Genomic DNA, 19,139 nt, shown 5'->3' on the forward strand with positions numbered 1-19,139 from the left:
CTGCTCGATACTCGGACGATGGAGACCCGACTGCTCGAACAGTTCGTCACCGTGGCCGCCGAGGGCAGCGTCACCCGCGCGGCCGAACGGCTCTGGGCCGCGCAGTCCACGGTGTCCGCGGGGATCGCCTCGCTCGAGCGCAGCTTCGGGGTGCGGCTCTTCGATCGCACCGGACGACAGCTCGTGCTGACCCCCGCCGGCGAGGACCTGCTCCCCCACGCCCGCGCGGTCCTCGAGTCCCTCGACCGGATGCGCGACCTGGCCACCGCCGACGACGCCGACCTGCGGGGCCGGGTGCGGCTCGGCATCTTCACGAGCATGGACATCGTCGACCTGACGGGCGTGCTGCAGCGGTTCCGACGACAGCACCCGCTCGTCGCCGTGGAGCTGATGACGTCGCCGTCGGGGACGACCGGCCTCGTGCAGGACCTGGTCGCCGGGCGGCTCGACATCGCCTACACGGGCCTGCCCACCGTGCCCGCCGGGGTCGTCGTGGAGCCGTTGCGGGAGATGCCGTTCCGGGTCTTCACCGCGTCGGACCACCCGCTCGCCGGCCGGTCGTCGGTGTCGCTCGCCGAACTCGCCGACGAACCCTTCGTCGACACGGCGCACGGGTTCGGCAACCGGATCATCCTCGACGGGGCACTCGAGCGGCTCGGCATCCGTCGGCGCATCGTCGCGGAGATGAACGACATGCCCGCAGTGATCCGGTTCGCCTCGGCCGGGCTCGGCGTCGGGGTCGTGCCGGACGCGGGGGTGCGGTACGACGGGGCGGTGCTCGACCTGGAGGACGAGGTCGACCCGCTCCGCATCGGCCTGGCGGTCCGGACGTCCCCGGAGCCGAGCCGTGCGGTCCGGACGCTTGCGCGCGACATCGTGGCGGCGCGGGTCGGGTGACGCGGGCGTGCTCGCCGTGTTTCGTGAGCAGGACCGTCGGGTCGCGGTGCGCGAGGCGACCGTTCCTGCTCACGATCTGACCACCGACGGACTGGAGGCACGGGTCGGGTCCGCCACGTGCCTCCGGGCCGTCAGTCCCCCCAGAACGTCGCGATGAGGGCGGGCAGGAGCCCGTCGGTCGGGACGTTGGTCTGTTCGATGGTGATCCAGGTGTCACCGCGGGCGAAGTACGTGTAGGCCTTCTCGACGCCGTACGGCTCGACGATCCCGCGGGACTGGCAGAAGGTTCCGCCGTCACGCTCCGTGCAGGTCCCGCCGCCGTCGTACGCGGGGAACTCCTCGATCTCCCGCTGGATGGTCGCCTCGGTGGCGGTCCCGGCCCGGACCTCGATCCCGGACACGTCCGCGCGCGGGTCACGCCACGAGCAGGAGACCTTCGACTGGGTGCCCTCCGGGTCCTGACCGTCCGGCACTCGATCGGTACCCGACGGTGGGTCGGCCTGCGTCAGCGGGGTGTCACCGAAGAAGCGGTCGTAGTCCTCGGCGGGGACGAGCGCGCGACAGTCCGTGGGGATGGTCGCCGCGGCGGGGGTCGGTGTCGACGTCGGGGTGGGCTTCGGCACCGGGGCACCCGTGATCGGGGCGGAGCTCGGCGTCGTGGAGGACGGCGCGGGCTCGGGCTGCTGGGTCTGGGTGGGAGCGGCGACCGGGTCGGCGTTCTGCTGCGACAGGGTCAGGGCGACCGCACCGGTCGCGGTGCCGACGGCGAGCAGCGCAACGACACCGATGACGATCCCGGACCGGCCCCGACGACGCTTCGGGAGCGGGGTGGCACGTTCGAGGACGTTCTGCTTCATCGAGACGAGCATGCGCTGCAGGTCGTCTCCCTGCGGAGGCTCAGTGTTCATCGTGCATCACCACCTTCTTGAGTCGTCGACGGTTGCGGGACACCCGCTGGGTGACCGCGCCGACCGTGAGTCCGAGGAGTTCGGCGGCCTCGGCGTACGAGTGCCCCTCGAGCAGGCAGAGCTCGCAGATGCGGCGGTCGAGGTCCGGGAGCGCGGCGATCTCGGCGCGGACCCAGCGCAGGGTCTCGCGGGCCTCGTCGTGGTCGGCGGGCGAGGCGAGGTGCTCCGGGAGCTCGTCCGTGCGGCGCCGGGCCTGCTTGCGGCCGGTGTTGAAGGCGTGGTTGCGGCACACGACGAGCAGCCACGGCAGCACCGTGTCCGCCGGCAGCTCCAGGGTCGCGGCGCGCTGCCAGAGCGTCAGGAACGCGTCCTGCACGATCTCCTCGACGTCGGACCGGTCGTCGACGAGCGCCCAGGCGTAGCGGGTGAGGGTGGCGGCGTACCGGTCGAACGCCCGGGCGAGCGCGCCGGTGTCCCCTTGTGCCATCGCACGGACGAGTCCTTCGTCCGTGTCGGTGCCGGTCGTCACGTCCACATCCCACCTCCTTCACTCAGAGGTGTCGGCAGGACCCGCGATCCTGACAGGACCGTGGCGGATTCGTGATCTCGGGCGTGTCCGCCCGGAGCCGTCAGCTGTCAGCTGTCAGACATCAGCGGTCAGTGGAAGTCGTCGCCGTCGCCCTCGCCCGGCGTCTTGTGCCCGCCGAGCATGTCGTTGTCGTCCTGCTCGCTCGACGAGGCGAGCTGCAGCATCGCGAGCACGACGACGACCACGATGAACGCGACGCCGAGGAAGATCACGGCCAGCTGCAGTTCCCGCGTCGAGAACAGCACGACGAGCCCGGTGAACACCGCGATGATCGCGGAGATCCCGAGGAGCTCGACCGGGCGCAGACGGTCACGACGGCTGGGGGTGGTCATGCGTGTGGTGCTCCGTCCGGGGCGACGGCCGGCGTGGCCGTGCCCCACTTGTGCGAGAGGCCGGCGATCACGTGGAAGACGGCCGTGATGGCGAGGTACGCGCCGAGCAGGCCGACGAGCACGATCGAGGCGTCGAGGGTGCCGGTGACCTGCTCCACGCCACCGAGCTGCTGGGAGTAGTCCGGCGGCGTGACGAGGAAGGCGACCGCGAGCAGCAGCGTGAGGCCGCCGATCGTGGTCCAGTCGCGAGCGAAGGGCGAGCGTCGCCGGGCACGGAGCCCCTGCGACAGCTCGAGGGCCCCGGTCAGCACCGCGAACGCGACGATGACCGTGATGAAGGCCGGCAGCCCGAACCCGTTGCACGCGAAGGCGGCGACGGCCGCGAGCAGGGTGATGACGGCCTGCAGCAGGGTCGTGCGACGCGATCGACCGTCGAGGGGCAGTCGGGAGATCCCGGCGAACAGGAGCACGAGGCCCTCGACCAGAGCGAAGCCGCCGAACAGCAGGAGACCGTAGCCCGCGGCGTGGTTGGTCGAGAAGGTGATCACCATCGCGACGACCGCTGCGGGGACCGCCCGGAGGATCGGGATCGGCCAGTACCGCGCGCGCTGGGTCGCGTCTTCCACGGTGGTGGCGTCGTCCACGGTGTCGGACACGAGACCTCTTTCGGGCATGCGGATCGTGGATCCGATCCTACCGCCGGTGGGGTGGACGCCCGACCGGAGCGGACTCGACCCCCTGTGGACGTCCACACCCGTGCACCGGGACGACACCGCCGTCCGGTGCCGTCCCGGCGGTGTCAGGGCTGCTGCGGGTCGTCGGACGGCGCGTTCCGGCGAGCACGACGTCGGGCGAGCCACCAGCACACGGATCCGGCGGCGGCGGCCAGGGCGGCGAGCGCCGCGGCGAGGCCGAGCCCTTCGGCGCCGGTGTAGGCGAGGGCTCCGACGGGGGCAGCCGCACGACGGTCGACTGCGGGGTCACCGGCTCCGCCGTCGTCGTCGACACCGGCGCCGTCACCGTCGTCACCACCGGAACCGTCACCACCGGCGTCCCCGTCGTCCGGAGTGGGCCCGCTCGTCGGCACGGGGCTCGGCGTGGGCCCCTCGTCGTCCGGGCCCACGACGATCGCGACGCCGGTGGACGGGTCGCCGCCGTCCGCGTCGGTCGGCGAGGTCGCCGTCGCCACGTTCACCACGTCGGAGCCGTCCCCCTGGTACGCGGGGTCGAGCTCGGCGCGGATCCGGAAGTCCAGGGTCTCGCCCACCTCGAGCGACACGTCGGAGCTGCAGGTCACCCGCTGCCCCTCGGCCGTGCACCCGTCCTCGGAGCCCACGAACCGCATGGCCTGGGGCAGGTCGTCGACCGCCCCGACCTGCCGCGCCACCGACGGCCCCCGGTTCCGGGCCGTCACGAGGTACTCGACCTCGTCACCGGGCCGGACGGTCGACGGCGACACCGACTTGTCCGTCTCGACGTCGGCGGCGATCACGGGGGCAGTGACCGTGGTGGTCGCCCGCGAGGCGTTGTCGGCCTCGTTCGTGTCGGACAACGAGGTCGGCGGGGCGATGGTCGCAACGCTCTCCAGCGCTCCGGACGTGCCCTCGGCCACCCGGCCCTCGATCGTGACGACGGCCGAACTCCCTCGGGGCAACGACAGGTCGGTCGCGACGTCACCGGTGCCCGACCCGGTCGCACAGGCGGAGCCGTCCGCGGCCGTGCAGGTCCAGGTGACGTCCTCGACGCCGTCGGGCACGTCGACCTGCAGCGGACTCGGGTCGGCGGCGTTCGGGCCGGGGTTCCGCGCCGTCACGGTGTAGCGGAGCGGTTCGCCCGCCGTCGCGGTTGCGGGCAGGTCGTGCTCGACGGACAGGTCCGCCGGCTTCCAGACCCGGAGCGCGTCGACCTCGTGCTTGTCGACGTGACTGCCGGTGGCCCCGGCGAACCCGAGGCGCAGCGTGCTCGGCAGCGCGGCCTGCCCGTCGCCGTGCAGCGGGACCGAGTCGAGCACGGTGCGCATGGTCGAGCCGACCTGCAGCCGGACGGAGACCGCGAGCCCGCCGTCGTCGTCGGGCAGCAGGGTGATCCGGACCGTCCGGGGCGTGGAACCGGCCGTCACGGTGCCGCCCGGTGCCGCGGCACCGGCGACGTACCGGTAGCCCTCGGTGCTGTTGCCGGAGCCCCGGACCACCACGTGGTCGGGCTGGGCTCCGGGACCGGACCCGTTGATGCGCGACGAGAAGTTGCCGTAGTGGTCGATCGCGACGGCGGCGAAGCCACCGGGCACACCGGGCAGGTCGCACACGCGTCCGCCGCCCTCGGTCGCTTCCTTGCGGCAGGCGTACCCGAGGCCGGCACCGAAGGACCCGACGCCCTGTGCTGCGGCGCCGTCGGCGAGGTACAGCAGCAGCCCGTCGGCGCCGGGGTCGTCCTTCGCCGTGTACATCGCGTAGGTGAACTCGATCTCGAGCCCGGTGTCCGACGGGAACGTGTCGTTCGTCGACCACGCCCCCGCCTGGTTCTTGACGTCGTCGGTGAGCCGCAACCGGCCGCCCGACACCGCGGCGTCACCGTGCAGGGCCCCGCCGGACGCACTGGAGAACTGGTTGACGTACGGGAAGTCGAGGGCGGCCGCACTCGACCCGGACGGCAGGACCGCGGGTGCCGCGAGCACGCCGATCGCGGTCAGGGTGGCGCACGCCGCGGCGAGACGGCGGACGACCCGCGAGCGGAACGACCGCCGGTCGAGGGAAGGCGCTGGGGCAGGAGCTGGAGCTGATGCAGTGGGATCTGTCATGCCCCGATGCTCGCGACCGGGACGTCACCCCCGGACGGCGGGGAGACGATCTGTGGAACGCCCCCACGGGCCTCCCGGCTGTGGAGGAAGAACGACGCGAGCGGACCGCTCAGGCCAGCCACACCGTCGTCTCACCCGGCAGCAGCCCCGGTGCGACCCCGTCGAGCGGCCCGGACGCGACGACGACGGTCCCGGCCGGCAGGGGCACCGGCGCGGTGCCGAAGTTCGTCACCGAACGCCAGCCGTCGTGCCGCGCGAACGCCACGACCTCGGAGCCGGACTCCAGCCACGTCAGCGCCTCCCCCTGCTGCAGGCGACGCCGTGCGGCCAGCGCCCGGCGGTACAGCGACAGGGTCGACTCGGGATCGCCGTCCTCGGCCTCGACCGAGGACTCCCCGAAGTCCTGCGGCTGCGGCAGGTGCGGTGCGACGTCCCCGAAGCCGAACGACGGCCCGGAGCGCGTCCACGGGATCGGCACGCGGCAGCCGTCCCGGCCCTTCACGGTGTGCCCGGTGCGGAGCCACTTCGGGTCCTGCAGCAGGTCGCGCGGGATCGCGGCGGCCTCGTGCAACCCGAGCTCCTCGCCCTGGTAGACGTACGACGACCCGGGCAGCGCCAGCATCAGCAGCGTCGCCGCTCGGGCCCGACGGAGCCCCTGTGCACGGTCGAGCTCCGGCGAGGTGCCGTCGGTCATGAGCCAAGCGTCGGTGTCGGTGCCGTCCGGCAGGCCGTAGCGGGTGGGGTGCCGCACGACGTCGTGGTTCGAGAGCACCCAGGTGCTCGAGGCACCGGACTGCTCCGAGGCGGCCAGGTTCCGCTCGATGATCCGACGGAACGCATCGGGCTCGAACGGGGCCTCGAGCAGGTCGAAGTTGAAGGCCTGCCCGAGCTCCGTCGGCCGGGCGTACAGGACACGGCGGGGTGCCGGGGCCCAGGCCTCGGCGACCGCGGCACGGGGCGGGTCGTACTCGTCGAGCACCCGGCGCCAGGTGGCGAAGATCTCGTGCACCTCGTCGCGGTCGTACAGCGGGTCGGAGCCGTCGAGCGGCAGGTCCTGCTCGTTCGACGGCCGGTACGGGGTCGACAGGTCCTTCGCCAGCCCGTGCGCGACGTCCACGCGGAAGCCGTCGACACCGCGGTCCGACCAGAAGCGCAGCGTGTCCGCGAAGTCGGCGCGGATCTCGGGGTTCGACCAGTCCAGGTCGGGCTGCTCGGGGGCGAACAGGTGCAGGTACCACTGCCCGTCGGGCACCCGGGTCCACGCGCTGCCGCCGAAGTTCGACACCCAGTCGCTCGGCGGCAGTTCCCCGGAGGCGCCGGAGCCCTCACGGAACACGTACCGCGCACGCTCGGCCGACCCCGGCGCGGACGCCAGTGCTGCTCGGAACCACTCGTGCTGGTCCGAGGTGTGGTTCGGCACGATGTCGACGATGACCTTGAGGTCGTGCTCGTGCGCGGCCCGCACCAGGGCGTCCAGGTCGTCGAGGGACCCGAGCTTCGGGTCGACGGCGCGGTAGTCGGCGACGTCGTAGCCACCGTCGGCGAGCGGCGACGGGAAGAACGGGGAGAGCCACAGGGCATCGACGCCGAGCGACGCCAGGAACGGCACCCGGCTCGTGATGCCCGCGACGTCACCGAGCCCGTCGCCGTCCGTGTCGGCGAAGCTGCGCGGGTAGACCTGGTAGACGACGGCATCGCGCCACCAGGTCGGGTCGGTGGTTCGTGGCGTGCTGGCCGGGGTCCGAAGCGTGGTCACGTCGCCACCGTACCCAGGGTGCTGGGAATAGCGCCCCCTACGATCGCATTGGTTGTCGCTGACACCTTTCCGTCCAGCAACAGCATCCCGCAACAGAAGGAGCTCCATGACGAACGTCCTCGTCCTCGTCGGCAGCCTGCGCGCCGACTCCATCAACCGCAAGCTCGCCGAGGCCGCCGCGCACCACGCGCCGGAGGGCATCGAGCTGCACACCTTCGACGGCATCGTCGACCTGCCGTTCTACAACGAGGACATCGACGGCGACACCCCGCCCGCCGCTGCCGTCGCCTTCCGCGACGCCGTCGCCACCGCGGACGCCGTCCTGCTGATCACCCCCGAGTACAACGGCACCATCCCCGCCGTCCTGAAGAACGCGCTCGACTGGGGTTCGCGTCCGTTCGGCGCCTCGCCACTGTCCGGCAAGCCCCTCGCCGTGATCGGCTCGGCCTTCGGCCAGTACGGCGGCGTCTGGGCCCACGACGACGCCCGCAAGGCCGCCGGCATCGCCGGCGCGAAGGTCCTGGAGGACGTCAAGGTCGCCATCCCGCAGTCGGTCGTCCGCTTCGCGGAGACCCACCCGCGTGAGGACGCCGAGGTCACGACGCTCGTGCAGGGCGCGCTCACCGCGCTCGCCGAGGCCGCAGCCGGCACGGACGAGCAGGCAGCCGCGTAACGCGACCGACCGTCGGACAGGAGGCCCGTGGCGACACCGCCACGGGCCTCCTGTCCGTCCGGTGCGGACGCATCGGACGGTGCGGACGGTGCGGTTGCGGCAGAACCCGGGAGTTCGCTCGACGGCCGAGATACGAGACGGGTTACCCTGAACGCCATGTCCACGCAGGAGATCACCGAGGCGTCCGGGTACTGGTTCCCGGACGACGACGCGACCCAACGCGGGGTCGCGGTGCTGAACGCCCTGCGCCGGTACCGGTCCGCCGAGACGGCCATGCGCCGCCGGACCCGTGACTCGATGGGCATGGGCGAGACCGACCTGCTCGCCGTGCGCTTCCTGCTGCAGGCGCAGCGCTCCGGCACCGCTGTGAGCCCGAAGGACCTCGCCGCGTACCTCAAGATCTCGTCGGCCTCGACGACCATCCTCATCGACCGCCTGGTCAAGTCGAACCACGTCCGCCGGGACCCGCACCCCACCGACCGCCGGGCCCTCGTCATCACGCCGACGACCGAGACCGACGACGAGGTCCGCGCCACGCTCGGCGTGATGCACCGCCGGATGATGTCGATCGCCGAGGGGCTCCCCGCGTCCGAGGCGCGGATCGTCGCCGGGTTCCTGGAGCAGATGCGCGACGCAGTCGACCAGGTCGACCCCGCGCCGTCGCACTGAGCAGCCCTGCACCGGACGACCTCGGGGGACGCTGCCTCCGAGCGCACTGAGAGCGTGCACTGCGGCACCGCGTAGACCGGAACGGTCACACCGACGCGAAAGGAGCCACAACCATGCACGCTTCGGACAAGATGGCCAAGAACCTCCAGGCGGTCCTCGTGGACCTCATCGACCTGCACCTGCAGGGCAAGCAGGCCCACTGGAACATCCTGGGCACCAACTTCCGCGACCTCCACCTGCAGCTCGACGAGATCGTCGACGCAGCTCGTGAGTTCGCCGACGACACCGCCGAGCGCATGCGTGCGCTGTACCTCGTGCCGGACGGCCGCTCGGCGACCGTCTCCGCGGGCAGCCACCTCGACGCGTTCCCCTCGGGCGAGATCACCACGCACGACGCGATCGACCAGGTCACGCTCCGGCTGTACCAGGCGACCGGCACCATGCGCGATGTCCACGACGAGGTCGACGAGGAAGACCCGACGACCGCGGACCTGCTCCACGGCTTCATCGAGCGCCTCGAGCAGCTCGCGTGGATGGTCTCCGCCGAGAACCGCGCGCCCAGCACCCCGCTGGCCTCCGCCACCACGCCCGCCGTCGCCGACGCGTCGGCACACGCGTAGGGGCCCGGGTGGACCTCGGTATCCAGGGCAAGACCGCACTCGTCTTCGGCGGCGACTCCGGCATCGGCTGGAACACGGCGCGCATCCTCCTGGCAGAGGGTGCGACCGTGGTCGTCACCGACATCGACCAGAGCCGTCTGGACACCAGTGCGGACCAACTCGAGGCGCCGATCGGCAAGCTGCACGCCTTCGCCGCCGACGTCCGGAGCGCCGAGAGCCTCGCCGCCCTGCACGACAAGGTGCGTGAAGCGGTCGGCGAGATCGACATCCTGGTGCAGTCCTCGGGCGTCACCGGCGCCCAGGGCATGTTCCACGAGATCGACGAGGCCGGCTGGGCGGAGACGATCGACATCGACCTGATGGGGCCGGTGCGGATCACCCGTGAGTTCATCGGCGACCTGCGCCAGGGCGGCTGGGGACGCATCGTCTACCTGGTGTCCGAGGACGCCTCGCAGCCGTACGACGACGAACTGCCCTACTGCGCCGCGAAGGCCGGGGTGCTCTCGTTCGCGAAGGGACTGTCGCGCTCCTACGCCTCCGAGGGCCTGCTGGTGAACACGGTCTCCCCCGCGTTCATCCACACCCCGATGACCGACGCGATGATGGACAAGCGGGCCAAGCAGCGCGGGACCTCGTTCGACGAGGCCATCGGCAGCTTCCTCGAAGAGGAGCGGCCGTACATGGAGCTGAAGCGCCGCGGCGAGCCGGAAGAGGTCGCGAACGTCGTGGCCTTCCTGTGCTCCGACCTGGCCAGCTTCGTGAACGGCGCCAACTACCGGGTCGACTCCGGCTCGGTCGCCACGATCTGATCGTGGCACCACAGCACCGCCAGGAGGCGTCATGACCGACTTCCGCTACCTCATCGTCGGCGGCGGGATGGTCGCCGACGCCGCTGCCCGCGGCATCCGCGAGCTCGACACCGACGGGTCGATCGGCATCCTCAGCGAGGACGTCGACCGGCCCTACGCCCGGCCCGCGCTCTCGAAGAAGCTCTGGACCGACCCGGACTTCAGCTGGGACGACAAGGTCGACCTGCACACCGAGGAGACCGGGGCGCAGTTCGTCCTGGGAACCGCGGTCACCGCGATCGACCGTGCCGCGAAGACCGTCACGACGGCCGACGGCGCGACCCACGGCTACGAGCGGCTCCTGCTCGCGACCGGCGGGAAGCCACGCGGGCTGCCGGGGCTGTCCCCGTCGGCACGCGTGCTCGACTACCGCAGCGCGTCGGACTACCGCCGGCTGCGTGAACTCGCGGACGCCGGAGCACACGTCGCCGTCGTGGGCGGCGGGTACATCGGTCAGGAGATCACGGCGGGCATCGTGCAGAACGGCGCACGCGTCACGCTGGTCGACCCGGACGAGGTCGTCGGCGGACGGATGTTCCCGGAGGACCTGGCACGGGCGTTCCAGCAGCGCTTCGTCGACCACGGCGTCGAGCTCCGCACCGGCCGCCGGGTGTCCGAGGGCACCGAGACGGCCGACGGCGTGCGGCTGACGCTCGACGACGGCTCCGTGGTCGAGGCCGACGCGGTCGTCGCCGGGCTCGGCATCGAACCCGCGACGCAGCTCGCCGCCGACGCCGGACTGACCGTCCGCGACGGCATCGTGGTGACCTCGACGCTGCTCACCGACGACGACTCCGTGTTCGCCGCCGGTGACGTCGCCGAGTACCCGGACCGGATCCTCGGCACCCGCCGGGTGGAGCACGTCGACAACGCCCAGCAGCAGGGTCGGCAGGCAGGCCGCAACCTGGCCGACGCCGATGAGACCTACGACCACACGCCGATGTTCTACTCCGACGTCTTCGACATGGGGTACGAGGCCGTGGGGCAGGTCAGCTCCAAGCTCCGCACGGTCGAGGACTGGCAGGACCCCACCGTCACCGGCGTCGTCTACTACCTGGACGACGACGACACGGTCCGGGGCGTGCTGCTCTGGAACGTGTGGGACAAGACCGACGAGGCCCGCAAGGTCCTCGCCGAGGCGAACGCGCTGACGCCCGACATGCTGCCGGGCCGCATCACGCCCTGATCGCTCGCCCGTCGCTGTGGTCGCGACTGCCTGGAGGCCCGGTGCCGGTCCGTCGGACCGGCACCGGGCCTCCTGGCGGTCACCGCTCCTTCGTCTCCGGCGCGACTTCATCGACGACCGCACGGCGATCCGCCGGGTCGACCGGCAGGTCGTCGCCGTCCGCCATCGCGACGGCGTGCGCGGACTTGGCTGCCTCGAGCGTCTCGTCGTCGTTGCGGGCCATCCCGAACAACTCGATGAACCGCGACTTGACCAGCAACCAGGCGTCCCCCGGGCTGACCCGCGCCAGGTCCGACGACGTCGAGTCGTCGCGCACCTGCTGCAGCGACGACACGCCCCGGTCGGGGATCCGGCGGTCGACGTGCGCCACCGCGAGCCGCGCGACCGCGTCGGCCTGTGCGTGCATGACCGAGTGTGCGCCGTCGACGACCTCGCGGAGGACCGCGTACGGGAACACCCGCGCCAGCCGACGGACCCAGTCCCGCGGCACCATCGCGTCGTGCTCACCGCGGACGATCAGGGTGCGGGCCTGCACGTGGGCGGCGCGCTCCTCGATCGGGAACGCGATCATCCGCGGCAGGACCTTCCGGAACCAGTGCCAGCCGCACAGTGCGTACGCCGTGATGCCGTGCCAGCGGACCGCGGCGGGCTCGTGCAGCGTCGACCGGAGGAACCGGAACGCCGACTGCCGCACGGTCCGTGCCGACGAGTCGACCACCGGGCTGATGAGCACGAGGTCGGAGATCCCTGGACGGCGGGCGGCGACCTCGGTGACGACCTGTGTGCCCATCGAGTGCCCGACCAGGACCGGATCCTGGAGCCCGAGGTCGTCGATGACCCGCTCGACCGCGTCGGCGTAGCGCTCGATCGAGACCTTGCCGCGGAACCGCGGGACTCCGGCGAAGCCCGGCAGGTCGAGCGCGTGCACCGGACCGTTCTCGTTGAGGTGCGGGGCGAGCCGCTCGTAGTAGGTCGACGCGATGCCGAGCCCCGCGACGAGCAGGAAGGCCCGCTCGCCCGGCTCACCGATCGAGCTCACCCGGACGTAGGTGCCGTCGACCGCGACCCGGTCCACCTGCACCGTGACGTCGGCGTCCTCGGCCTGGGCGAGTTCCCCGGCCGGGTCCGGCCGGGGTGCCTGGCGTTCGTCGTCCACGTGGGTCTCCTCCGGTCGGGCGGTCGCCCAGGATACCCGGCCGCCGTCCGCGCGGGCGGCGACGACGTGCTCAGCCGCTGAAGGTGTTCGCGGGGAACCCGTGCACCGTCGTCGGCACCGCGAAGACCGCCCCGGACCGGGGCGCCTGCTCCAGGTCCTGCTCGGTGAGGTTCTCGCGGGCCGTCCCGACGAAGAGCGTCGACATGTCCGGGCCGCCGAACGCCACCGACGTCGGGTTGGCGACGGGGAGCTCCACCGTCTCCAGGTGCGAGCCGTCCGGCCCGTAGCGCTCGACGCGGGACCCGCCGTAGATCGCGCTCCAGAAGCAGCCCTCGTCGTCGCGGACCAGGCCGTCGTGCGCCTGACCGACGATGAACGGCTCGAGTTCGCCGAGCTCGCCGTCCGGGCCGTACGACCCCCGGAAGACGGTCGAGGCGCTGGTGTCGGTGACGTACATCGTGCTGCCGTCCTCCGACCACTCCATGCCGTTCGTCACGCCGAAGCCGCCGCGGAGCACCCGGGTCGTGCCGTCGGCCTCGATCGAGTAGAGCGCTGCGTCTGGCTCGCCGGTCGTCACGTTCATGCTGCCGACCAGGAACCGGCCGAACGGGTCGCACTTGCCCTCGTTGAACCGGTTGCCCGAGGTGCTGTGGGTGACGCGGGTGATCTCACGCTCCACGGATCCCTGCTCGTCCGTCACCACGACGGTGTCGCCGAGGGCCGCGACGAACCCGCCGGAGGCCCGGGGCTGGAAGCTCGCCAGCGGGGGCGGCAGCGGCACGCTCGAGCGCACGGTGCCGTCGGCCTCGGCGGTGTTGAGGGTGCCGAGGGTGATGTCGGCCCACCGGAGCAGCTGTGCGGACGGGTCCCAGACGATGCTCTCGGCGAGGACCGCTCGGGCGTCGGCGAAGACGGTCGCGGGGCCGGTCGTGACGTTGGTGCTCATCGACCCCGTCTACCGCGGGGGTGGTCCGTGCCCGTTCAGGCGTGCGTGCGTCGGCGGGTAGCGCGGCAGCGCCGGCGGGTCAGAGGCGGGCGAACCGCGCACGGAAGAAGCTGTAGACGCCGAAGGCCAGGAACCCGATGCCGATCGCGACGAGGACGAACACCCCACCGGGCATGCTCCGCACCGCGTCGAACGCGGCGTCGAGGCCGGTGGCCTGGTCGGGGTCGCTCTGCAGCCCCGCGACGGCGATGAGCACGCCCACGATGACCACGGCGACGCCCTTGCCGAGGTACCCGACGACGCCGAGCACGGTGACCACGCGGTCGAGCTGGCCCGACGGTCGCGTGATCTGCTTGCGGAACGACCGGCGGCAGCCGATCACCACGAGGCCGATGCCGACCGCGACCGCGATCGCCCCGGCCAGGACCAGCACGAACACCCCGCCCGGTGTCGCCAGGGTCTTCGCCGCGGCACTCTGCGACGAGCTGCTCGAGCTCGACCCGGCACCGAGCGCGTACGAGGCCGCCGAGTAGGCGATCACGCCGTAGACCACGGCCTTCGCGACGTCCTTCAGCCGGGCGAGCCAGCCCCGCGTGGTGTCGGAACGGCCACCGACGATCGCCTCGACGACCAGACGCACGGTGAGTGCGGCCGTGCCGACGGCGATCAGCCAGAGCAGGAACACCCCGCCGGGGACCGCGGCGATCTGCTGCAGCGCACCGGACTGGTCCGTCTCGCCGCCGGAGGACGCGTTGCCGATGCCGAGCAGGATCGCCAGGTACCCGATCAGCAGGTGGACGATGCCGCTGCCGACGAACCCGGCGCGTGCCGTGACCTCGAACCAGCGGCTGTCGGCCGCCCGCCGGACCTGTCGTCCGGTTTCCTTCGCTGCGTGCTCCGCCGTGTCGCTCATCACGCACCAGCGTGCCCGACGCGTGCCGTCCTGTCCGGGGCGCGTCGGGCCGTGCGGTCCGCCACGTGGCGGACGGGAGGCCTGTGGCGGTGCCGCCACGGGCCTCCCGTCCGTCGGTGGGCGCGTCTCAGTCGCCCTTCACGTTGACGACCTGCCGCAGGGTGTGCCGGATCGACACGAGGTCCTCGGCGTCCGCCATGACCTGGTCGATCGGCTTGTACGCCGCCGGGATCTCGTCGAGGAACGCGTCGGTGTCGCGGTACTCGATGCCGGTCATCGCCTCGCGCAGCTGCTCGTGGGTGAAGGTCCGCCGGGCGGCGCTCCGCGAGAACAGCCGACCGGCCCCGTGCGGCGACGACTCGAGCGAGGGCTTGTTGCCGAGCCCCTCGACCACGTACGACGCGGTGCCCATCGACCCGGGGATCAGGCCGGGCTGACCGGCCTTCGCCTGGATCGCACCCTTGCGCGAGACCCACACGGACTTGCCCCAGTGCGTCTCACGCTGCGTGAAGTTGTGGTGGCAGTTGATCCGCTCGCGCTCGTCGACGGGGGTGCCGATGGCCTCGGACAGCTGCCGGACGACGCGGTCCATCATCTCCTCGCGGTTGAGCAGCGCGAAGTGCTGGGCCCACCGGAGCTCGGCGATGTACCGGTCGAACTCCGGCGTGCCCTCGACCAGGTACGCCAGGTCGGGGTCCGCCAGCTGGATCCACCACCGCTCCATCGCCTTCTTGGCGACCTTGATGTGGCGCTGCGCGATCTTGTTGCCGACGCCCCGCGACCCGGAGTGCAGGAAGAGCCAGACCCGGTCCTGCTCGTCGAGGGAGACCTCGATGAAGTGGTTGCCGGACCCGAGGGTGCCGAGCTGGTTCCGCCACCCGCCGTGCACGCCGTCGGGGTCGAACCCGGCGGTCTCGGCCATCGCCTCGAGCTCGGCGATCCGGGGAGCGGCGGTCGCCACGATCTTCCGGTTCGACGCACCGGCCGACAGCGGGATCGCGCGCTCGATCTGCTCGCGCAGCCCCTGCAGGTCGGCGGGCAGGTCGGTGGCGGTGAACTGCGTGCGGACCGCGATCATGCCGCAGCCGATGTCCACGCCGACGGCCGCCGGCATGATCGCGCCGAGGGTCGGGATCACGGACCCCACGGTGGCCCCGAGGCCGAGGTGTGCGTCGGGCATGAGGGCCAGGTGCGGGAACACGAACGGCATGCGCGCGGTCGTGCGGGCCTGCTGCTCGGTGTTGTCCTCGAGCATCGAGGCCCAGCTGAGCAGCCGGTCGTTGATCTTCTTCATGGAGTCGTCTCGCTTTCGTGACGGTCGAGGTGACGGTCCGAGACGGTCGCACGCCGGGCCTCCTGGTCGTCGCCGGACGTGGCGGACGGAAGGAGGCGGTGCTGACGAACGCCCCGGGCCGGGTGGGCACGGGGCGTCGTGGGACGTCGCGTGCCTACGCGGGATAGCTGAGGGACCACTGCTGCTCGGGCAGCACGGCGGCCACGGCGAGCTGGAGCTCGACGCGTTCCTCGTTGTGCTGCACGGCGCGCATGCGCGGTCCTTCCGGTGTGCCCGGGGCGGGCGGTCTGCCTGATCGGCAGGAGGACGACGCTAGTGCGACACGCCCGGGATGCGCAAGCCGCGTGGGCGTGTCGGCTGGTCCGCGTCGGTTCTCCACACGCTGGAGGCCCGGCGTGCGTTCTCCACGAGGGGTACGTCCGCCTGATGATCGCCGCCGGGGCCGGGGCAGGCTGGACGCATGACCGAGCGCACGCGAGACACCCCCGACGCGACCGAGAACGAGGAACGGACCAACGGGTACGTCCCGCTCCGTTCGTACGGCGCGATCGGCGACGGGCGGACGGTCGCCCTCATCGCGCTCGACGGCCGGATCGACTGGCTGCCGATCCCGTCGATGGACTCGCCGCCGGTGTTCGCGAGCATCGTCGACGCCGAGCACGGCGGACACGTCGCCCTGCGGCCGGTGGACGACCAGGCGCAGGTGTCCCGCGCCTACCTGCCGGGGACGAACGTGCTCGTGACGACGTGGACGACCCCGTCCGGCACCGCCACCGTGACCGACGCGATGGTCACCGGAGTGGCCGGACGGCTGCCGTGGGCCGAGATCGGCCGCTGCGTGCAGGGGGTCGACGGTTCGGTCGAGATGGAGTGGGCGGTCGTGCCCGGCACGATCCTGAACACCGCGGAGCCCCGACGCCTCGACACCGCGAACGGCACCGTCATCGGGATCGACGGCGTCACCATCGCGATCGTCGAGCAGGGCTTCGAACCGGTGCACGACGACGGGCCCCGGTTCTCGGGGCGGTTCACGACGACCGAGGGCTCGAAGTCGATCCTGACCATCGTCGGCACGTACGACGAACCGATCTTCCTGCCCGAGCCGGAGCGCACGCTCGAAGGGGTCGACCGCACGATCGAGAACTGGGCGACCTGGTCGAAGGAGTTCAGCTACGACGGCCCCTGGTCGGACGCCGTCCAGCGCAGCGCCCTCGCCCTGAAGCTCCTGATCTTCGCCCCCACCGGCGCCATCGCCGCGGCCCCGACGACGAGCCTGCCCGAGGACCGCACCGGCGGGAAGAACTGGGACTACCGGTTCGCCTGGGTGCGCGACCTGGCGTACACGGTGCACGCGCTCACCCGCTTCGGCCTGCGCGAGGAGACGCACGCCGCCGTGTCGTGGGTGATGCGCACGATCGCCGAGCACGACGAGACGATGCCGATCTTCTACGGACTCGACGGGTCGAAGAGCGACACCGTCGAGGAGCGCGACGTCCCGGGCTGGAACGGCATCGGGCCGGTCACGATCGGCAACCGCGCGGGTGACCAGCTGCAGCTCGGGGTCTGGGGCGACGTGTTCGAGATCATGCGGCAGTACGTCCGGGCCGGCAACGTGCTCGACCGCAAGACGGCCTCGGTGCTGCAGGACCTGGCCGACGACGCGTGCCACCGCTGGGTGGAGCCCGACTCGGGCATGTGGGAGCTGCAGGAGGCGCAGCACTACACGACGAGCAAGATCGGCTGCTGGCAGGCGCTCGACGCCGCGGTCGAGCTGCACGACGCGGGGATGATCGACGGCCCGCGCGAGAAGTGGATCGAGAACCGCGAGCTCATCGAGGACTGGGTCGCCGAGAACGGGTGGAACGAGGAGCTCGGCCACTACGTCATGTACCCGGGCACCGACGCGCTCGACTGCTCGATCCTGCTGCACGCGATGTCGGCGTTCGACCGCGGACCGCGCATGGAGTCCACGATCCGTGCGATCGAGGAGCAGCTGCAGCACGGCCCCCTCGTGTACCGGTACTCCGGCATCCAGGACGAGGAATCGCCGTTCGTGGCGTGCTCGTTCTGGCTCGCTGCGGCCCTGGCCTGCGTCGGACGGGTCGACGACGCGAAGCAGCTGATGGACGACATGGTCGCGCAGGCGAACGACGTCGGCCTGTTCAGCGAGATGCTCAGCGCCGTCGACGGGGACTTCATGGGCAACATCCCCCAGGGGCTGTCGCACCTGGCGCTCATCCAGGCCGCGCTGACCATCGAAGAAGTCTCAGAGAAGTCCTGACCGGGCTGGACGAACCGTCGGGGGCGCGGGGCATCATGGTCTGACGATGAACGACGTCGATGCACGGATGGACCGGCTCCGCAGGGCCGCGCGCTACCGCTACCAGCAGCTCGTCGACCAGGAGATCGAGCGGGGGTCGCTCGACCCCGACGAGGTGCGCTCGGAACGTGAGGAACGTCGGCTGCTCAAGGCCGCCGACGTCGCGGCGCACGCCCGGGCCCAGATCGCGGAGGCCGAGCGCCGCGGGGTCTTCGAGGGCAACCCGTACCACGGCAAGCCGCTGCCGGGCCTCGACGGGCAGCACGACCCGGACTGGTGGATCAAGTCGAAGATCGAGCGTGAGGACATCCGGGGCATCGCGCCGCCGGCCCTGGCGCTGCGGACCGAGGACGCCGAACTCGACGACGCACTCGACGCGCTGTCGCTGGAGTCCGACGTGCGGGACGTCCTGGTGGACTTCAACGCGCGGGTGAAAGAGGCCCGGCGGCAGCTGCTCGGCGGGCCGCCGGTGGTGACGCCGATGCGCGACGTCGAGGCCGAGGTGCTCGCCTGGCGGGAGCGCCGCGACGTGCGCATGGCCTCCGCTGCGCAGGCTGCGGAGCAGGCGCGGCTCGAGGCGAAGCCGCGGCGGTGGTGGCGGCGCCGCTGAGCGGTACCGCGGTGCGTTGCGGTGCGGTGGGGTCCGGGCGCGATTTCGCGCTGAGCGACAGTTCTCGCGGACGTGAGCCCGTGAGGTGTCGCCCAGCCCGTGACGACGGCGGCCGCCGGCCCGGCGTCCGCACCTGACGGACGGGAGGCCCGGTGCCAGCTGGCACTGGGCCTCCCGTCCGTCTGTGCGCCCGTTCTTTCCCATCGCGCGCGCGGTGGTTCGCAAGAACGGGCGTACCTGGTCGAAAGAACCGACCAGGTACCCCCGATTCCGCTGGGTGCGCCCGGTTCCAGCAGGTACGCCCGGTTCAGCCAGGTACGCCCGGTACCGCTCGACGCACGAGCCGCAACGCAAGTCGGCCCGGACCACGCTGCTGCGTGGTCCGGGCCGACTGTGGTGGTGGTGCGGGGTGTTACTTGATCTGTGCGGTGATGGTGGCGGTGCCGACGAGGAGGCCGCGCTTGACGGCGTCGGTGCCGAAGGTCTTGTTCAGCAGGCCGGCGGCGTCTTCGCTGATGTGGACGGTGGTGCCGGTGAGGATGGCGTTGTCGCCCTCGAGCTGGAGGGGCTTGAGGGAGCCGCCGTGCAGCTCGAACAGGAACGCGTTGGCCGCGGCGACCTTGCC

18 protein-coding genes and 1 pseudogene are annotated in these 19,139 nt (G+C 71.8%); 8 read left to right on the forward strand and 11 right to left on the reverse strand.

Annotated features, from left to right (window positions below):
• Positions 1–18: 18 nt before the first annotated feature.
• Positions 19–897: a LysR family transcriptional regulator gene (locus DEI98_RS17475; RefSeq protein ID WP_181438082.1), complete on the forward strand. Its 879-nt coding sequence runs from the start codon at positions 19–21 to the stop codon at positions 895–897.
• Between the two features lie 131 nt (positions 898–1,028).
• Here the strand turns inward: DEI98_RS17475 and DEI98_RS17480 are convergent, their stop codons facing one another.
• The 6 genes from DEI98_RS17480 to DEI98_RS17505 all read right to left on the reverse strand — a co-directional run bounded on the left by DEI98_RS17480 (position 1,029) and on the right by DEI98_RS17505 (position 7,279).
• Positions 1,029–1,805, reverse strand: a complete 777-nt coding sequence (locus tag DEI98_RS17480; RefSeq protein WP_146237731.1) for a hypothetical protein — start codon at positions 1,803–1,805, stop codon at positions 1,029–1,031.
• Positions 1,795–2,334 carry an RNA polymerase sigma factor gene (locus DEI98_RS17485; RefSeq protein ID WP_017886488.1) on the reverse strand — a complete coding sequence of 180 codons (540 nt, stop codon included), beginning with the start codon at positions 2,332–2,334 and terminating at the stop codon, positions 1,795–1,797. The genes DEI98_RS17480 and DEI98_RS17485 overlap by 11 nt, the downstream gene beginning before the upstream one ends.
• A 128-nt stretch (positions 2,335–2,462) precedes the next feature.
• Positions 2,463–2,726, reverse strand: coding sequence for a hypothetical protein (locus tag DEI98_RS17490; protein WP_071404886.1), 264 nt, complete (start codon positions 2,724–2,726; stop codon positions 2,463–2,465).
• Complete coding sequence (locus DEI98_RS17495) at positions 2,723–3,382, reverse strand: DUF308 domain-containing protein (RefSeq protein WP_228513510.1); 660 nt, start codon at positions 3,380–3,382, stop codon at positions 2,723–2,725. Before DEI98_RS17495 ends, DEI98_RS17490 begins: the two co-directional genes overlap by 4 nt.
• 143 nt (positions 3,383–3,525) lie before the next feature.
• On the reverse strand, positions 3,526–5,523 hold the full coding sequence (locus DEI98_RS17500) for a DUF11 domain-containing protein (RefSeq protein WP_111101469.1): 1,998 nt from the start codon (positions 5,521–5,523) through the stop codon (positions 3,526–3,528).
• A gap of 109 nt (positions 5,524–5,632) precedes the next feature.
• Positions 5,633–7,279 carry a glycoside hydrolase family 13 protein gene (locus DEI98_RS17505; RefSeq protein WP_111101470.1) on the reverse strand — a complete coding sequence of 549 codons (1,647 nt, stop codon included), beginning with the start codon at positions 7,277–7,279 and terminating at the stop codon, positions 5,633–5,635.
• 106 nt (positions 7,280–7,385) lie between these two features.
• On the opposite strand from DEI98_RS17505, the gene DEI98_RS17510 reads away from it, so the two are divergent.
• The 5 genes from DEI98_RS17510 to DEI98_RS17530 all read left to right on the forward strand — a co-directional run bounded on the left by DEI98_RS17510 (position 7,386) and on the right by DEI98_RS17530 (position 11,275).
• The gene (locus tag DEI98_RS17510; protein ID WP_027464982.1) at positions 7,386–7,952 is read left to right on the forward strand and encodes an NADPH-dependent FMN reductase; all 567 of its coding nucleotides are present in this window, start codon (positions 7,386–7,388) and stop codon (positions 7,950–7,952) included.
• 156 nt (positions 7,953–8,108) lie between these two features.
• Positions 8,109–8,621, forward strand: coding sequence for a MarR family winged helix-turn-helix transcriptional regulator (locus DEI98_RS17515; protein ID WP_111024711.1), 513 nt, complete (start codon positions 8,109–8,111; stop codon positions 8,619–8,621).
• A 113-nt stretch (positions 8,622–8,734) separates the two neighbouring features.
• Complete coding sequence (locus DEI98_RS17520) at positions 8,735–9,241, forward strand: Dps family protein (protein WP_017886495.1); 507 nt, start codon at positions 8,735–8,737, stop codon at positions 9,239–9,241.
• A gap of 8 nt (positions 9,242–9,249) precedes the next feature.
• A complete protein-coding gene (locus DEI98_RS17525; RefSeq protein ID WP_111101471.1) occupies positions 9,250–10,050 on the forward strand; it encodes an SDR family NAD(P)-dependent oxidoreductase in 801 nt (266 codons plus the stop codon).
• Between the two features lie 31 nt (positions 10,051–10,081).
• Positions 10,082–11,275: an NAD(P)/FAD-dependent oxidoreductase gene (locus DEI98_RS17530; RefSeq protein WP_110864985.1), complete on the forward strand. Its 1,194-nt coding sequence runs from the start codon at positions 10,082–10,084 to the stop codon at positions 11,273–11,275.
• A 79-nt stretch (positions 11,276–11,354) separates the two neighbouring features.
• On the opposite strand, the gene DEI98_RS17535 is transcribed toward DEI98_RS17530, so the two are convergent.
• The 4 genes from DEI98_RS17535 to DEI98_RS17550 all read right to left on the reverse strand — a co-directional run bounded on the left by DEI98_RS17535 (position 11,355) and on the right by DEI98_RS17550 (position 15,584).
• The gene (locus DEI98_RS17535) at positions 11,355–12,431 is read right to left on the reverse strand and encodes an alpha/beta fold hydrolase (RefSeq protein WP_111101472.1); all 1,077 of its coding nucleotides are present in this window, start codon (positions 12,429–12,431) and stop codon (positions 11,355–11,357) included.
• A gap of 70 nt (positions 12,432–12,501) precedes the next feature.
• Positions 12,502–13,377: an SMP-30/gluconolactonase/LRE family protein gene (locus DEI98_RS17540; protein WP_111094318.1), complete on the reverse strand. Its 876-nt coding sequence runs from the start codon at positions 13,375–13,377 to the stop codon at positions 12,502–12,504.
• Between the two features lie 79 nt (positions 13,378–13,456).
• Positions 13,457–14,290, reverse strand: coding sequence for a DUF1206 domain-containing protein (locus DEI98_RS17545; protein ID WP_111101473.1), 834 nt, complete (start codon positions 14,288–14,290; stop codon positions 13,457–13,459).
• Positions 14,291–14,417: 127 nt separating this feature from the next.
• The gene (locus DEI98_RS17550; protein ID WP_111101474.1) at positions 14,418–15,584 is read right to left on the reverse strand and encodes an RtcB family protein; all 1,167 of its coding nucleotides are present in this window, start codon (positions 15,582–15,584) and stop codon (positions 14,418–14,420) included.
• Between the two features lie 460 nt (positions 15,585–16,044).
• Here DEI98_RS17550 and DEI98_RS17555 point away from each other — a divergent pair, with 460 nt between their 5' ends.
• Together DEI98_RS17555 and DEI98_RS17560 are read left to right on the forward strand one after the other, a co-directional pair.
• Complete coding sequence (locus tag DEI98_RS17555) at positions 16,045–17,865, forward strand: glycoside hydrolase family 15 protein (protein WP_111101475.1); 1,821 nt, start codon at positions 16,045–16,047, stop codon at positions 17,863–17,865.
• Positions 17,866–17,911: 46 nt separating this feature from the next.
• Positions 17,912–18,514, forward strand: coding sequence for a DUF1992 domain-containing protein (locus DEI98_RS17560; protein ID WP_111101476.1), 603 nt, complete (start codon positions 17,912–17,914; stop codon positions 18,512–18,514).
• Between the two features lie 412 nt (positions 18,515–18,926).
• Here the strand turns inward: DEI98_RS17560 and DEI98_RS18800 are convergent.
• Positions 18,927–19,139, reverse strand: a pseudogene (locus DEI98_RS18800) (hypothetical protein); the annotation flags it as partial.

The sequence above is a fragment of the Curtobacterium sp. MCLR17_034 genome (genome assembly GCF_003234485.1).
GTDB classification, from domain to species: Bacteria; Actinomycetota; Actinomycetes; order Actinomycetales; family Microbacteriaceae; genus Curtobacterium; species Curtobacterium flaccumfaciens.

Bases quoted from the DNA above. Each gene is read 5' to 3' on its own strand.
- DEI98_RS17555 (WP_111101475.1), top strand. From the start codon at position 16,045: ATGACCGAGCGCACGCGAGACACCCCCGACGCGACCGAGAACGAGGAA.
- DEI98_RS17550 (WP_111101474.1), bottom strand. From the start codon at position 15,584: ATGAAGAAGATCAACGACCGGCTGCTCAGCTGGGCCTCGATGCTCGAG.
- DEI98_RS17510 (WP_027464982.1), top strand. From the start codon at position 7,386: ATGACGAACGTCCTCGTCCTCGTCGGCAGCCTGCGCGCCGACTCCATC.
- DEI98_RS17560 (WP_111101476.1), top strand. From the start codon at position 17,912: ATGAACGACGTCGATGCACGGATGGACCGGCTCCGCAGGGCCGCGCGC.
- DEI98_RS17490 (WP_071404886.1), bottom strand. From the start codon at position 2,726: ATGACCACCCCCAGCCGTCGTGACCGTCTGCGCCCGGTCGAGCTCCTC.
- DEI98_RS17545 (WP_111101473.1), bottom strand. From the start codon at position 14,290: ATGAGCGACACGGCGGAGCACGCAGCGAAGGAAACCGGACGACAGGTC.
- DEI98_RS17475 (WP_181438082.1), top strand. From the start codon at position 19: ATGGAGACCCGACTGCTCGAACAGTTCGTCACCGTGGCCGCCGAGGGC.
- DEI98_RS17500 (WP_111101469.1), bottom strand. From the start codon at position 5,523: ATGACAGATCCCACTGCATCAGCTCCAGCTCCTGCCCCAGCGCCTTCC.
- DEI98_RS17515 (WP_111024711.1), top strand. From the start codon at position 8,109: ATGTCCACGCAGGAGATCACCGAGGCGTCCGGGTACTGGTTCCCGGAC.
- DEI98_RS17540 (WP_111094318.1), bottom strand. From the start codon at position 13,377: ATGAGCACCAACGTCACGACCGGCCCCGCGACCGTCTTCGCCGACGCC.
- DEI98_RS17530 (WP_110864985.1), top strand. From the start codon at position 10,082: ATGACCGACTTCCGCTACCTCATCGTCGGCGGCGGGATGGTCGCCGAC.
- DEI98_RS17520 (WP_017886495.1), top strand. From the start codon at position 8,735: ATGCACGCTTCGGACAAGATGGCCAAGAACCTCCAGGCGGTCCTCGTG.
- DEI98_RS17480 (WP_146237731.1), bottom strand. From the start codon at position 1,805: ATGAACACTGAGCCTCCGCAGGGAGACGACCTGCAGCGCATGCTCGTC.